Origin of the sequence: Lactiplantibacillus modestisalitolerans (genome assembly GCF_005405425.1) — a bacterium.
Taxonomy (GTDB): Bacteria; Bacillota; Bacilli; order Lactobacillales; family Lactobacillaceae; genus Lactiplantibacillus; species Lactiplantibacillus modestisalitolerans.
On sequence record NZ_BJEA01000003.1, the window covers coordinates 138,965 to 152,337 of the forward strand.

At 52.1% G+C, this 13,373-nt stretch carries 13 protein-coding genes and 1 CRISPR repeat array; of the genes, 7 read left to right on the plus strand and 6 right to left on the minus strand.

Going from position 1 to position 13,373, the window contains the following annotated elements; genetic code table 11:
- Positions 1-8 precede the first annotated feature (8 nt).
- The 3 genes from fabI (at position 9) to FFM79_RS02385 (ending at position 2,214) form a co-directional block, all read left to right on the plus strand.
- Positions 9-767, plus strand: a complete 759-nt coding sequence (gene fabI / locus FFM79_RS02375) for an enoyl-ACP reductase FabI (protein ID WP_137641936.1) — start codon at positions 9-11, stop codon at positions 765-767.
- The gene (locus tag FFM79_RS02380; protein WP_137641865.1) at positions 767-1,285 is read left to right on the plus strand and encodes a 4'-phosphopantetheinyl transferase family protein; all 519 of its coding nucleotides are present in this window, start codon (positions 767-769) and stop codon (positions 1,283-1,285) included. The genes fabI and FFM79_RS02380 overlap by 1 nt, the downstream gene beginning before the upstream one ends.
- 62 nt (positions 1,286-1,347) lie before the next feature.
- The gene (locus FFM79_RS02385) at positions 1,348-2,214 is read left to right on the plus strand and encodes an SPFH domain-containing protein (protein ID WP_137641866.1); all 867 of its coding nucleotides are present in this window, start codon (positions 1,348-1,350) and stop codon (positions 2,212-2,214) included.
- A gap of 279 nt (positions 2,215-2,493) precedes the next feature.
- A CRISPR array of direct repeats spans positions 2,494-2,888; the repeat unit is 28 nt; unit sequence GTATTCCCCGCGTATGCGGGGGTGATCC.
- Positions 2,889-3,041: 153 nt separating this feature from the next.
- Here the strand turns inward: FFM79_RS02385 and FFM79_RS02390 are convergent.
- Positions 3,042-4,481 (minus strand): C69 family dipeptidase, encoded by a 1,440-nt coding sequence (locus FFM79_RS02390; protein ID WP_137641867.1) that lies wholly within the window; start codon positions 4,479-4,481, stop codon positions 3,042-3,044.
- Positions 4,482-4,616: 135 nt separating this feature from the next.
- Here FFM79_RS02390 and FFM79_RS02395 point away from each other — a divergent pair, with 135 nt between their 5' ends.
- From FFM79_RS02395 to lysA, 3 genes are all read left to right on the plus strand, one after another.
- A complete protein-coding gene (locus FFM79_RS02395; protein WP_137641868.1) occupies positions 4,617-5,519 on the plus strand; it encodes a YitT family protein in 903 nt (300 codons plus the stop codon).
- Between the two features lie 44 nt (positions 5,520-5,563).
- Positions 5,564-5,761, plus strand: a complete 198-nt coding sequence (gene thmT, locus FFM79_RS02400; RefSeq protein WP_137641869.1) for a 2-hydroxymuconate tautomerase — start codon at positions 5,564-5,566, stop codon at positions 5,759-5,761.
- Between the two features lie 87 nt (positions 5,762-5,848).
- Positions 5,849-7,177: a diaminopimelate decarboxylase gene (gene lysA, locus FFM79_RS02405; RefSeq protein WP_137641870.1), complete on the plus strand. Its 1,329-nt coding sequence runs from the start codon at positions 5,849-5,851 to the stop codon at positions 7,175-7,177.
- A gap of 329 nt (positions 7,178-7,506) precedes the next feature.
- Here the strand turns inward: lysA and FFM79_RS02410 are convergent, their stop codons facing one another.
- Together FFM79_RS02410 and FFM79_RS02415 are read right to left on the minus strand one after the other, a co-directional pair.
- Positions 7,507-8,070, minus strand: a complete 564-nt coding sequence (locus FFM79_RS02410; protein WP_137641871.1) for a hypothetical protein — start codon at positions 8,068-8,070, stop codon at positions 7,507-7,509.
- A 412-nt stretch (positions 8,071-8,482) separates the two neighbouring features.
- Entirely contained in the window at positions 8,483-9,304 is an 822-nt protein-coding gene (locus tag FFM79_RS02415; RefSeq protein WP_137641872.1) for a Cof-type HAD-IIB family hydrolase, read from the minus strand.
- Between the two features lie 139 nt (positions 9,305-9,443).
- Between FFM79_RS02415 and FFM79_RS02420 the strand changes: the two genes are divergently transcribed.
- Positions 9,444-10,820 carry an RsmB/NOP family class I SAM-dependent RNA methyltransferase gene (locus FFM79_RS02420; protein ID WP_137641873.1) on the plus strand — a complete coding sequence of 459 codons (1,377 nt, stop codon included), beginning with the start codon at positions 9,444-9,446 and terminating at the stop codon, positions 10,818-10,820.
- An 88-nt stretch (positions 10,821-10,908) separates the two neighbouring features.
- Here FFM79_RS02420 and FFM79_RS12585 read toward each other — a convergent pair whose 3' ends face one another.
- From FFM79_RS12585 to FFM79_RS02430, 3 genes are all read right to left on the minus strand, one after another.
- Complete coding sequence (locus FFM79_RS12585) at positions 10,909-11,085, minus strand: hypothetical protein (protein ID WP_170177351.1); 177 nt, start codon at positions 11,083-11,085, stop codon at positions 10,909-10,911.
- An 83-nt stretch (positions 11,086-11,168) separates the two neighbouring features.
- Entirely contained in the window at positions 11,169-12,206 is a 1,038-nt protein-coding gene (gene fni / locus FFM79_RS02425; RefSeq protein ID WP_137641874.1) for a type 2 isopentenyl-diphosphate Delta-isomerase, read from the minus strand.
- Between the two features lie 64 nt (positions 12,207-12,270).
- Complete coding sequence (locus FFM79_RS02430) at positions 12,271-13,365, minus strand: phosphomevalonate kinase (RefSeq protein ID WP_137641875.1); 1,095 nt, start codon at positions 13,363-13,365, stop codon at positions 12,271-12,273.
- Positions 13,366-13,373: the final 8 nt, after the last annotated feature.

The window sequence follows — 13,373 nt, forward strand, 5'->3', positions numbered from 1 at the left end:
ATTGAATGATGGATGGAATTTTAACGGGAAAAACAATCGTGGTCATGGGAGTCGCCAACCAACGTAGTATTGCGTGGGGCTGTACGCAAGCGCTGATCCAGCAGGGCGCTCAAGTAATTTTGACCTATCAAAATGAACGGTTGAAAAAGAGTCTGTGGCGCTTCGTTGATGCTGATCAGCCATTAATTGAATGTGACGTCACGGATGATCAGCAGGTGCAACGCGCCTTTCAAACGATCGGTGAACAGTACGGCCCACTTGATGGTCTGATTCACGCGATTGCGTACGCGGATAAAACGGCGTTAACGAACGCCTTTGTGGAAACGACGCGGACGAGCTATGCACAGGCCCAGGATATTAGTGCCTACTCACTGGTTGCGGTTGCGCGGGCGGCGAAGCCGTTTTTACGCCCCGGGGCGAGCATTGCGACTTTGACCTACTTTGGTTCAGAGCGTGCGGTTCCTAACTACAACGTGATGGGCGTCGCCAAGGCGGCTTTAGAAGCCAGCGTGCGTTACTTAGCACGGGATTTAGGTCCGGCGGGAGTCCGCGTTAACGCGCTGTCTGCTGGGGCGGTCAAAACCCTTGCTGTAACGGGAATCCAAGCGCACCGCCAACTCTTGAAGCGTTCCGAAGCAATGACGGTAGACGGAGTCGCAGTGACAACCGCCGAGATTGGCAACGTAGCGGCCTTCTTGATGAGCGATTTGGCGCGTGGCGTCACTGGTGACGTCCTTTACGTGGATAAGGGCGTCCACCTGAGCTGATGAGGGTCCGGTGGCAATGGGCGCAAGATGCAAAGCACAGCACGCAGCACGCGGTTGGGCGGGCACTCTTGCGGCAGTTGGTGGCGACTCCCGTTGCCTATCACCGGCTAGGCCAGCCCTACGTCCCCGCGCAGCCGCAGCTGGGGGTGAGTGTGAGCCACTCCGCAACGTTGGTGGTCGCTGCAGTTGCGCCGGGCCCGCTTGGAATCGACGTTGAGCGGTTGCGCCCCGTTAACTGGGCGCGTTATCGGCGAGCGTTTACGGCCAGTGAATGGGCGTTTTTAAAAAGGTGCCCAACCGCAAACCGCCAGTTATTGGCGTGGCGGCTATGGACGGCGAAGGAGGCAATCTTGAAACTACAAGGCTGCGGACTGACCCGGGCTCCCCGCCGCGTTGAAGTGGCGTTGCCGACGTTGACGCAGGCAACCGTTGGCCCGCAGCGCTATCAGTTAAGTGCACTAACGTTGCCGCCGGGCTACGTGGGAACGCGGGCGCGGCCAGTCCCCCGACACACGTGAGGCCGAGCGTCGAAACCACTGCCAGACGTATGCTATACTGGGTGCAAAGGGGGCGTTTTAGTTTGAAGGAAAAACAAGTATTTCATATCAACGGCTACGTTGGGCTGGTGTTAGCCATTTTATTCGTCATCGTTGGCGGCTGGCTTGGCTGGGCGGGTGCCACGACGGACAGCTTCGGCAAACTTTTCGTCGGGGCGCTTTTAATTATCATCGCCGGACTAGGCGCAAGCTCGCTGACGATTGTTGGTCCGAATGAGGCCCGCGTTTTAACCTTTTTTGGAAAGTACATTGGGACGATTCGCGATTCCGGCTTATTCATGACGGTGCCGTTAACAAATAAATTTTCAATTTCATTGCGGGTGCGCAATTTTAATAGTGCCATTTTAAAAGTTAACGATTTACGCGGGAACCCCGTCGAAATCGCCGCCGTGATCGTCTTCAAAGTCGTCGATACGAGCATGGCGCTCTTTGCCGTTGACGATTACGAACAATTCGTAGAGATTCAAAGTGAATCGGCAATCCGCCACGTCGCTTCGGAATACCCCTATGATACGTTTGACGACGAAGATCAGCAAACCCTGCGGAGCAACCCGACCGAAGTCTCGGACCGCTTAACGCAGGAATTGCAAGAACGCTTGGACGTAGCTGGCGTCGAAATCGTTGAAACGCGTTTGACCCATTTAGCTTACGCCACGGAAATTGCGAGCGCGATGTTGCAGCGGCAACAATCCACGGCCATCTTGTCGGCGCGCAAAGTCATCGTGGAAGGGGCGGTCTCAATTACTGAGGAAGCCATTAAGCGAATCGAGCACGACACCGGGATGCGGTTGTCGGATGATAAGAAGTTGCAGCTGATCAACAATATGATGGTCACCATTATATCGGAGAAGGGCTCGCAGCCAGTAATCAGTACGTCGGATACGCAGTAGCGGCGCTGATTTAACGGCGATTATAGAATAAATAGTAATTTTGAAAGGCTCTCAAATGTGAGGGCCTTTTTAGTTTTACGTAATGTTTTGAAGTTGACCCTTAAAATCAGGTAATTTAAAGAATCGACTTCAGGTTGTTAGATTTTTTTCAGAATTCTAGTTATTTTAACTTAATAAAGCGGTTACTTTCGGTATAATAAGGATGTGGGTGCGGATCAACTTAATAAAAAACGCCAATATTGAAATATTAAAACGTTGATATTACGGGCTTTTTTTAGTGTATTCCCCGCGTATGCGGGGGTGATCCTCGTGGTTTTGAAGTTGAACTGCTTGGGGCTAGGTATTCCCCGCGTATGCGGGGGTGATCCTTTCCGGCGCGCCGGTCAAATCGCCGCGGAAATGTATTCCCCGCGTATGCGGGGGTGATCCCTTACCTCCTTCTGCTTTGCCTGCATCATGTAGGTATTCCCCGCGTATGCGGGGGTGATCCTCGGTTGGCCCGTGTTTAAGTTCATTGATACTGGTATTCCCCGCGTATGCGGGGGTGATACCGGCGATGGTTACGTATGGTTAAGATACAAGGCGTATTCCCTGCGTATGCGGGGGTGATCCCCACAAAATTACCGATTTGGAGTTGCTGCGGGTGGTATTCCCCGCGTATGCGGGGGGTAATCCTGTGAAGACGATCACTGCGTAATCATCCTGATTTATTTTTAAAGTACCTCTAAGCGCCCGCGAGCCGTTTCATTCAGCTCGTCGCTAAATAAAAAACGATGACCCCATTAACGGTGGTCATCGTTTTTTGTGGTTGCGGTTCAGGTTCGAACCTATAAGTTTAAGTCCGTATCGTAATTTAATGGCGAAAAATCAGTACTCTTGGTAATTAAATCAGCAATTAAGCGCTGAAAAGCGGACAGGGCGAGTTCAGCCGCCTGGTCATTGGCTTTCGTCAGGGCCGCGGTGAGGGCGGCGCCCGTTAAGCCCGCAATGGCTTTGTCGGTTGTGATCAGGTGGTGCCCCAGTTGAATGGCAACCGCCTTTTGCACGGCCTGTAAATCCCCGTGCAACGCGTGATAGTGCGCGTCAACCAGCACACCAGCGTGTTTAAAGATCCAGTACGCCGAGGTGGGATCGTACTGCTTCGTTGCGACCTGGTAGGCGGCCGGCGTGTCAGTGGCACTCGCGTAAAACGGCACGTAAACGCTCTCGGCCGCAACGCCCATGGCTAGCCAGTGAATACCGCGGGTTGCCGCGGGCAGGTCGGGTCGAATTTGTAGGACGTGCGACTCCTGCGTCTTTGCGAGGCTAATTGGCCGGTAACTGTGCTTTTGCGCGGGCGTCCCGTGACCAACGGGGTCGTACGGGGTGCCTTCGTAATGCGATGCTAGGTAGTGCTGAACCTCGTCCACGTGAATCAGCCGGTTAGCCCGCTGAATAAACGGTAAGTTAAAAGATTCTGGACCGTGGTTTAACGTCGGTGTGAAGTACTTTTGCCCGTACCAGACCCGGGGCGTGTTGTAATGTTGGTCTGAAATATCGGCGGTACCAAAAACTTCGCGAAAGTTTAAACCATTGTCCATTGAAGCTAATTGGTTGTCTAATACAAAATCCCGAATCCCACTCGCGTACATGAAGTTTTCGTGGTCAGCGTAGTCAATTTCCTGGATTGCTAACTGGTTGGCGACCACCGCGTAGGCGTCGTCGGGAATCCGTTGTGCGACCCAGTAGTGGCCCGCGCCGGTTTCCATGTACCAAACTTCTTCTTCATCACTAAAGAGAATTCCGTTTGTTTCGTACGTCCCGTGTTCCTCGATAATGTGGCCGAGCCGTTCGACCCCTTCCTGAGCGGAATGAATATAAGGTAAGGTGACCGTCACCATAGCTTCTTCCCCGATTCCGTCTTGAACGTAGGGGTCGGCGGCCAAAACGCGAGTATTACAATAGGCACTTTCAGTGGCACTCATCGCAACGCCGTACTCGTTGATACCGTCCTCTTCAAACAGGCCGGATTGACTAGTCCATTCGGGAGTTGCGGAGTACTGGGCCCGAATTTTAGGTAGCGTCATCTTAAACGGATGGTCAGCGTCCTGCGATTCAAATTGCTGCGGCTGTTCAAACTCTTGGTGGGGGTGGATCACAAACCGTTTGGCCCACGCCGCCCGGGAGTCTTCGTTCCGACCAATCATGGTGGAACCGTCCGCACTGGCATTTTTACCAACTAAAATACTGGTACATGCGGAATAAGGATTAAACTGATGCGTCAGCATAGGGTTCCTTCTTTCTTCAGTATAGGACTGATGATTAATATGATTTCCTATGCTTAATTTTAGCATTTCTATGGTTGAATGGGGATTTTTAAGTATAATAAAGGGCAATGATAATTTTACAAAGAAGGCTTGAATATGGCGCATCTTTCAAATCCACGGTTGGCGTTTGCCTGGCAACTAGTTGTGATGGTGGCTTCAGCATTAATCTCGGCGGTCGCGTTAAACGCTTTTTTAATTCCAGCGGATACCTTTAGCGGTGGGGTCAATGGGATTGCTCAGTTGCTCTATGCTGGCGGTCGCACCGTCGAAATTCACGTGAATACTGGGTACTACATCTTTCTCTTTAACGTACCGATTGCGGTGCTCGGGTGGATCAAACTGGGCCACCGCTTCACGATCATGAGTTTTACGACCGCCTTCCTTACGGCGGCTGCGACCGTGGTAGTCCCGGTGATTAACGTTGCCCACAACGCCATGCTGGGCGCGTTATTCGGCGGTATTTTAACGGGGGTTGGCATTGGGATTACGATGCGCTATGGTTTTTCCACTGGCGGCTTTGACATCATCGTCCTCGTTTTAGAACGGCTAACCGGGCGCACCGTTGGTAGTTTAATGTTTATTACCAATTTCACTATTATCATGATGGCCGGAGTGCTGTTCAGTTGGCAAAACGCGCTGTTCACGATCGTGGCGATTTACGCTTCGACCAGGCTCGTCGACATGCTCCATACGCGCCATCAAAAATTGACGGCCATTATCGTCACGACGAAGGCCCAACCCGTCGCCCGGGCGATTCAGCACGCGATTTTACGCGGTGTGACCATCATCGACTCGCACGGCGCCTATTCTGGCGTGCCCAACGCAACGTTGATGGTCGTCCTTAGTCGCTACGAACTCTATGCTTTACAGGGTGCGGTGCGTGAGCAGGATGAGCACGCACTGATTAACATTTTGAACACGGTCGATACGGTCGGACCGTTCATGAGTGAGCGTGAGCAGGCTGCGCAACGGGAAAGCTTGCAAAAGTTAAAAGATTAAAGTATGATTAAATTCTATAAGAATAATAAGAGGAGCGTAAGTCTATGCCAATTGTCCACATTGATTTAATCGCCGGTCGTTCACAGGCGCAACTTAAAAGTTTAGTGAAGGACGTGACCGACGCCGTCAGTAAAAATACTGGTGCCCCGGCCGAACACGTTCATGTGATTTTAAGTGAGATGCAGAAGAACCGCTACAGCGTTGGCGGCGTTTTAAAGAGCGACGAAGCAGATCAAAAGTAGTTAACCGATTTTTGTCGGTTAGAACCGGCCCGCGTCATTCGGCCGGTTTTTTTACAATTGGCGTGCGCATGGGAGAGAGGTTGTATTTTGAACGAGCAAATTAAGACGAGTGCGGTTAATCAGGCCCACCATTTAACGGTGGGGGGCGTCGATACCCTCGAACTTGCAGCGACGTACCAAACGCCGTTGTACGTGTATGATACTGGCATGATTCGCCAGTCGATTGCGGCATTCAAGCAGGTATTTGAAGAAAATCAAATTAAGTATCAAATTAGTTATGCGAGCAAGGCCTTTGCGACCGTTGCAATGTATCAGCTGATTGCGGCAGCTGGCATCCACTGTGACGTGGTTTCGGGTGGTGAGCTTTACACGGCGCAACAAGCGGGCTTTCCAATGGCGAACGTGTCGTTTCATGGCAATAACAAGTCCGAAGCCGAGTTAAAAATGGCCCTAGACGCGGGCGTCGGGTGTATCATGGTCGATAATTTTTATGAATTGGCGATGCTGGACCGGTTAACGCGTGAACGCCACCAATCAGCGACAATCATGCTCCGGATTGCGCCCGGCATTTCTGCGCATACGCACGACTACGTATCAACTGGCCAGGAGGATTCGAAGTTTGGTTTCGACCTGAATAGTGGTCAGGCGGATGAAGCGGTCAAGCGCGCCCAGACGGCCCCGAATTTGGACCTGGTTGGCATTCACTGCCACATTGGTTCGCAGATTTTTGAGCTGGACGGCTTCAAGATGATCGTTGATAAGTTGGTTAGCGTGTTCGCCCGTTGGCAGACCGAGCTCGACTTTTATCCGCGCATTATGAACGTGGGGGGCGGTTTTGGCGTTAAGTACACTGCCGATGACCAACCGCTTGCGCCAACCCAATTTGTCGATGCCATTATCAAGGAAACGATTGTGCAAACTAAGGCGAAAAAAGTACCAATGCTAGAAATTTGGATTGAGCCGGGGCGTTCGCTGGTCGCGACGGCCGGGACGACGCTGTACACGTTGGGCGCGTCTAAGGACGTTCCTGGAATTCGGAAGTACCTCGCCGTTGACGGTGGGATGGGTGATAATATCCGGCCTGCGCTCTACCAAGCAAAGTACGAGGCGGTTCTTGCCAAGAACCCGACGTTACCGAGCGAGCAGGTGGTCTCAATTGCCGGTAAGTATTGCGAGTCGGGTGACATGTTGATTTGGAACCAGGCCCTGCCGCAAACCGAACCCGGCGACGTGTTAGCGGTCCTTGACACCGGCGCGTACGGGTATTCAATGGCTAGCAACTACAACCGCAACCCGCGGCCAGCGGTCGTCTTTTGTGAAGACGGGGCGAGTCAATTGGTGGTCAAGCGTGAAACCTACGCTGACTTGACCCGGCTAGACGTCCCGTTAACGGTGGCAAGTGAATCGAAGGCGTAATTTAATTAGTTAATAAGAACCCGTACAGGGGAATCGTTGGTATGCCAACGAACGCAAAGCGTTCCGAAACGACTTGATGTAAGTGTTTTGGAACGCTTTTTGAATGCTTCCAATAACAGAAATACCAGTTGAGTTTTCAAAAAATTCATTAGCCTTACCAGAAGATGTGGGTCAGGTTTCATGGCCACCCGGTTACACCCGCTGCTGGCGGCAGATTAACACCAATTGATACAGAACCACCAAAATAAGCAGCTAGTAAAAAAGCCGCCGCAGGTAGTTTCACTACTTACGCCGGCCCTTTGAGTTATTAGTTGAATGGATGGTTTTAATTAAGCTAACGGAACCGCCTCAATTTTACCAACTGCGATTGGCAAAGTGACGTGTTGGTCGTAATGACCAACGGCACCCGCAACGGTTGCTGGTAAATCCAGTTCGGGCGCGACCCCGTGAATGTAAATGACCCGCTTATCGAGGTCCAGTTCACTATCGTTAAACGCCTTTTTGAATTCGGCGGACAATTGCGCTAACGGCACGATCTTGGTATAGGCAAAGTGTCCGTTGGCATCCGCAACCGGATACTTGTCATTAGGAATATCCATGGCTTCGGGCTGGTCATTGAAGGGGACCATCGTAGTCCCGGAAACGGGTTCGGTTTCGGGTAAGTCGACGAAGCCGTCGTGATTGGCATCCTGGGCCATCGTAGCAATGGCCGCACTCCGACCATCAGGGAAACCGTGGAAGTGTTCCCAATGTTGCTGATTAGCGGGGGTATCGAACATTTCAATTGTGACAACGAGTTGGTCGCCGTTAACGACTAATACGGCTGACCCGTGGGCCGCGGTACCGATGGCCTGTTCATTTAGAGAGACGAGCTTTGCTTGATAAACTTGCATTAGATGACCTCCTAAAGAAATTCGTTAACTGAGCAAATTAATGGTACATCTTCGTTATAGCATAGTTTGATAAAATTCGCAGGCATTCTGCATGCTAAGTAGATTTGGTAAGCTGGTAAATCAAGTCATTTTCCCGCCATTACGGCAGTTTCCGTGCTAGATTGACCGTAATGGGGGGTGCTGGATATGAAAACGCGTAAACGCTTACTAATACTGGTTGACTGGCGTGATCGGCAGCGACCCGGTCATTGGCAGTGGTTAGTCTTACTGGCGGCCACCCATTAAAAACGCAAGCTGAAGATAAGTAAAGAGAGTGCGCCAAACGTCAGCTGACGTTTGGCGCACGTTTTGGCTATTAACATGTGGCAACGCACAAGCAGCTATGACTTATGTCACAGCCGCTTAGTCGTTATTATTCTGCAAGGGCGACGGACGCGTCAAAGTAGTCGTTCAGGTAGTGCGCGACCCCGTCCTGATCGTTATCGTAGGTCGTAACATCGTCGGCCGCGGTCCGGATCGCTTCGGTCCCGTTAGCCATGGCAACGCCCAGACCGGCAAACTGGAGCATTTCGAGGTCGTTATGTTCGTCGCCAAAGGCAATGATGTTTTGCCGTTCAATGTTAAATTGTTTAGCTAAGTAGGCGAGTCCCTTAGCCTTGTGGACCCCCTTAGACGTTACTTCCAAGATGGCGTTGGGGCCGCCCCAAACGCCCACGTCGACGAGGTCACCAAAGTAGTGGTCGATCCAGTCGACAACGGCGGTGCGTCGTTCTGCTTGGACGAGTAAAACGAGTGAGTTGGGATTGCGGGTCAGCGTTTGGGGCGTTAATTCGGGGCTACCCGCAATTTCAGGGAAGAACTTACCGGCAATTAGGTCCTGACCAGCCGTTAACGTGGCGTGCTTGGTTTCAGCAATGATCTCGTTAATGCCTAATTGCACGCGCTGGTCCAAGAGGGCGGTTACGACGGCTTTATTAACCGTGAATTGGTACTCGCCGGCCCACGACTGGTGCGGTAAGTGGCCTAACGAACCGTTAAAGTTAATCATCGGGCTCGTTAGGTGGAGCGCGTCATAAATCGCGCGTGAGCCTTGATACGAGCGGCCGGTAACGATACTAACGATGTGTCCTGCCGCTTGCAACCGCTGCATGGTTTGAATGGTCGCGGGATTGAGTTGCGAGTTCGCGTTTAACGTCGTTCCGTCCAAGTCCAGGGCAATTAATTTTTGTTCCATCAGTTGTTCCTCCGTTTACCACAGTGTAAGTTCCTTTAATTTAGCATAGTTACGCTGAAAACGCGAATCATTCCGTGCTTGCGATGGTCAAGAAGTGTGGTACGCTAGTTGAGGACATTTTGTGATCGGAGGATTTGTTGTGAAATTACCAGCAGCGTTTGAAGCGAAATATCGCGATTTACTGGGGGACCAAGCACCCGCGTTCTTCGCGGCGTTTGATGAACCAGTTGAAAAGGGCTTTCGGGTCAATCCCAATAAAGCCACGACGCCCGCGATGCGGGCAAAAATGACGGACCGCGTGCCCTATAGTTCGATTGGTTACTACGGGCGGGTCAACGGTAATGCCTTGGAGCACTTGGCGGGGGCGGTTTATAGCCAGGAACCAAGTGCGATGACCGTTGGTGAATTTGCCCGTCCCAACCGCGGGGAACGGGTGCTCGACTTATGTGCCGCGCCGGGTGGTAAAACGACCCACCTATTAAGTTATTTGGAACAGACGGGGCTATTAGTGACGAACGAAATTAATCCGAAGCGGGTGACCGCGCTTGGCGACAACGTGGAACGTTATGGTGCCCGTAATACGGTCATTACGAACGCGTCACCGGCGGAGCTAGCTAAGGAATTACCCCACTTTTTTGACCGCATTTTGGTGGATGCGCCTTGCTCTGGTGAGGGGATGTTCCGCAAGGATCCGGCGGCGATGCAGTATTGGGACGAAGATTATCCAGCGGCCTGCGCAATGCGCCAGCGTGAAATCTTAACGGAAGCCGTTAAAATGCTCAAGCCAGGGGGACATTTGATTTATTCGACCTGTACTTTCGCACCAGAAGAAGACGAACAGATGATGGCGTGGTTGTTACGAACGTACCCGCAGTTCCACTTGGAGGACCTCCCTAAAAGTGCTGGGATGGTTGCAGCCAAACCGGATTGGGCCGATGGGAACCCAGAATTAACGCGGGCCGTGCGCTTGTTCCCGCATTTAATGCGCGGCGAAGGCCACTTCATTGCCAAGCTTGTTTATCAGGATGAAACGGTGGTCGTTAAGCCCCACCGGGTGGTTCGTGAAAAATTAGCTGCTGGCCAGCGGCAATTATGGGACGCCTTTTTACAAACGATGGGGGTGTCGGCGTTACCGAACCTCACGTTACAGGCACACGGGGAACAACTTTACGGGGTGCCGGCAGCAATGCCGGTAACGCGGAAGCTAAAAGTTTTCCGGCCGGGACTCTTATTAGGAACGTTTAAGAAGAAGCGCTTTGAACCTAGTTACGCGTTGGCGTTAGCCAGTGATGGCCTTAATTTGCCAAGCATAACCATTGATCAGGACCAATGGCGGCAGTACGTGCACGGTGAGACGTTTCAGGTAAATAAGCCAACTGGTGCTAAGAACGGGTTTTACGTGTTGGTTTGTGCCGGATTACCCGTTGGTTTTGGGAAACTCGTGGGGACGACCGTCAAGAACTTTTTCCCGAAGGGGCTACGTTTTCTGGCAACGCCTGAAAATACTAACTTATAACTTTAATTGGGACTAGCCGGGACGTGGCTGGAACCTAAACTAAAAGACCCGTTTGAGTGAATCATTGCTCAGGCGGGTCTTTTAGTTATTATTTTGTTAATTTAGATTTAACCCGTAAAACTTGAATACAGTCCGGGCAATACGCCACGGCGTTAACACTTAGAAAGTGGTGCACTTCGGCTAAAGTTTGGCGGGGCACTTCCATTAAAAAGTAGGCCCGGTCCGGGCGTTCAATCGGCCGGCCACAGTTTTCACAATGTAACATTTAAATCGTCCCCCTTCGATGATTCTTATCATACTGGGATAACGCCATGAAGGACATTATAAACGAACGTTAAGACGCTGACCTTACCGCAAGCTTTGTTGGTAGGCCAGTAACTGGGGACTCAAAATGAGCTTGCCACGTTGCTGGTGAAGGTCGGCAACGCTCCGGGCTCCGACGAGCGCCATTAGCCGTTGCAATTGGTTTTGCCAAGCCGTTAATTGCGCAATGACGGTTGCCTCGGACTGGTGAATTAGGGCGTGGAGCACAACGCCGGCCATACCGACCGCATCAGCGCCAAGCATGAGTGCTTTAAGGGCGTCCAACGGGTGGCGAATACCGCCGGTGGCAAGGATCGTTAAGTCTTGCGGATGGTTTTCTAAGGCAAGTAACGACTCAACCGTGGAGAGACCGAAGTCCCGCAGGTAGGCCATGTCGCGGTCCTGGCGCCGGCGATTTTCAATGTCAACGAAATTGGTGCCACCGCGACCGCCAACGTCCAGGTAACGGACGCCCGCAGCGTAAAGTTGCTGCATGGTTGGCCGCGAAATACCGAAGCCGACTTCTTTAACGATGACCGGAACGGTCAACTGGTGTGTTAGCCGCTGAATATTTTCAAGCCAATGAAAATCGCGGTCACCCTCGGGCATGACGACTTCCTGCACCGCGTTGAGGTGTAATTCCAACGCGTCGGCGTGTAACATTGCTACGGCTGCTTGGGCCGCTTTTAAGTCGGCCGCCGCGCTTAAATTGCCAAATACCAGTCCGTTGGGATTGTTGGTCCGCACGTTTTGAAAGGTTGGGGCTAAGCGGGGCTCACGCAGGGCGACGCTTTGTGAACCAGTCGCAATCGGTAATTGGCAGGCCGCGGCGATCCGTCCTAGCTGTGCGTTTAGTTGACCGGTCTGCTGCGAGCCACCCGTCATGGCTTGAATGTATAGTGGGCTGGCCCACGACCACTGCCCAACCGGCGTTGTTAGTTGGACTTCCGCGACGGCCGTTTCTGGGAGCGCGTCGTGGCGAATTTGAACCTGGTCAAAGGGATTCGGTTGATCACCGTGAAAATAATATTCCGCTAACGAAACGTGTTCGTCCTTGCGGTGTGATTGTTGATTTTGTGGCACGGGGGCCACCTCCAGTTCGTTTGTCAAAAAATGGGTTGAGACGCGTGCCCCAACCCAGTCGTTGTTAATCAAAATTTGTGATTGAAGCGTCAGTAACCGTGTGAACGTTTAAGTTGAGTTGCTGAATGCCCTGAGCGGCCCAACGTGTTCGTAGGGTGGCGGGGTCCTTTGCGCGGTCTAGCAAGACGATCCCGCAATCGCCACCGCCAGCACCGGACGTTTTAGCGGCCGCCCCAAAATCCTCAGCGGTTTGAATCATTGCTTGTAATAGCGGCGTTTCAATGGTGACGTGGCTAAACGCACCTAGCGTTTGTAACAGTTGGCGGTTATAGCGAATCTCAGTTTGAATGGCTGCCAGGTCGCCCGCATGAAAGCCGGCGACCATCCGTTGCAGGCAGGCCTGACTATCCCGCAGGAAGGCTTGATACTCACTACGCTGCTTGGCCTTGACGAGCGCTACTTTATCAACTAAGTGGGACGTCGAGGCTGGCGAACCCGTCCAACCAATCATTAACCGCAAATTGGCCGGGGGCGTTAAGAGGTCGATTTTTAACGCGGGCCAGTCCATGGCTAGTAAATCACTGAGGCGGGTTTGTTGTCGTTGAACGTGTAACCACTCACGGTCAAACGAATGGTACGCGATCCAGCCCCCGTACACGCTCGCAGCAATGTCGCCCAGTGAGCCGTTTCCTTGAACGGACAAGTGGGCGATGGCCGCTAGTTTAAACAGCTTATTTTTATCCATCGGTAACCGGTAAAATTGACAAAGCGCTTTGACGGTGGCGACCGTGACGGCTGCTGACGATCCGAGGCCGTACTTCTTACCGTCCACGCTATCCAATTCACTATTAATCCCGAGGTGGTATACGCCTAAATTACGTCCCAGCTCGTGGGCGTAGCGTTCCGTTAAATTAATGGCTGATAAAATGTAGTGAAAGGGGTTATCGCGGTTGTCAAAAACCATGGTATCGCCCTGCCGGCGCCATACGATTGAGTTTTCTTGATATTGCTTTGAAACGATACTACCAACGGTATCGCTAGGTGAAATCGTCGCCGTTACAAACTGATCCAGCGCGACGATAATTGCTGGAAAGCCCGTTTCTACAACGGCGTATTCCCCCGCAATGTAGAGTTTTCCAGGTGCTTTCACCGTAATCATGCCATCAT

What these genes read in the sequence shown, in the direction of transcription:
- fabI (WP_137641936.1), top strand. Translation starts at nt 9, where the DNA reads ATGGATGGAATTTTAACGGGAAAAACAATCGTGGTCATGGGAGTCGCC.
- FFM79_RS02395 (WP_137641868.1), top strand. Translation starts at nt 4,617, where the DNA reads ATGGCGCATCTTTCAAATCCACGGTTGGCGTTTGCCTGGCAACTAGTT.
- FFM79_RS12585 (WP_170177351.1), bottom strand. Translation starts at nt 11,085, where the DNA reads ATGTTACATTGTGAAAACTGTGGCCGGCCGATTGAACGCCCGGACCGG.
- FFM79_RS02390 (WP_137641867.1), bottom strand. Translation starts at nt 4,481, where the DNA reads ATGCTGACGCATCAGTTTAATCCTTATTCCGCATGTACCAGTATTTTA.
- FFM79_RS02415 (WP_137641872.1), bottom strand. Translation starts at nt 9,304, where the DNA reads ATGGAACAAAAATTAATTGCCCTGGACTTGGACGGAACGACGTTAAAC.
- FFM79_RS02380 (WP_137641865.1), top strand. Translation starts at nt 767, where the DNA reads ATGAGGGTCCGGTGGCAATGGGCGCAAGATGCAAAGCACAGCACGCAG.
- FFM79_RS02410 (WP_137641871.1), bottom strand. Translation starts at nt 8,070, where the DNA reads ATGCAAGTTTATCAAGCAAAGCTCGTCTCTCTAAATGAACAGGCCATC.
- FFM79_RS02430 (WP_137641875.1), bottom strand. Translation starts at nt 13,365, where the DNA reads ATGATTACGGTGAAAGCACCTGGAAAACTCTACATTGCGGGGGAATAC.
- thmT (WP_137641869.1), top strand. Translation starts at nt 5,564, where the DNA reads ATGCCAATTGTCCACATTGATTTAATCGCCGGTCGTTCACAGGCGCAA.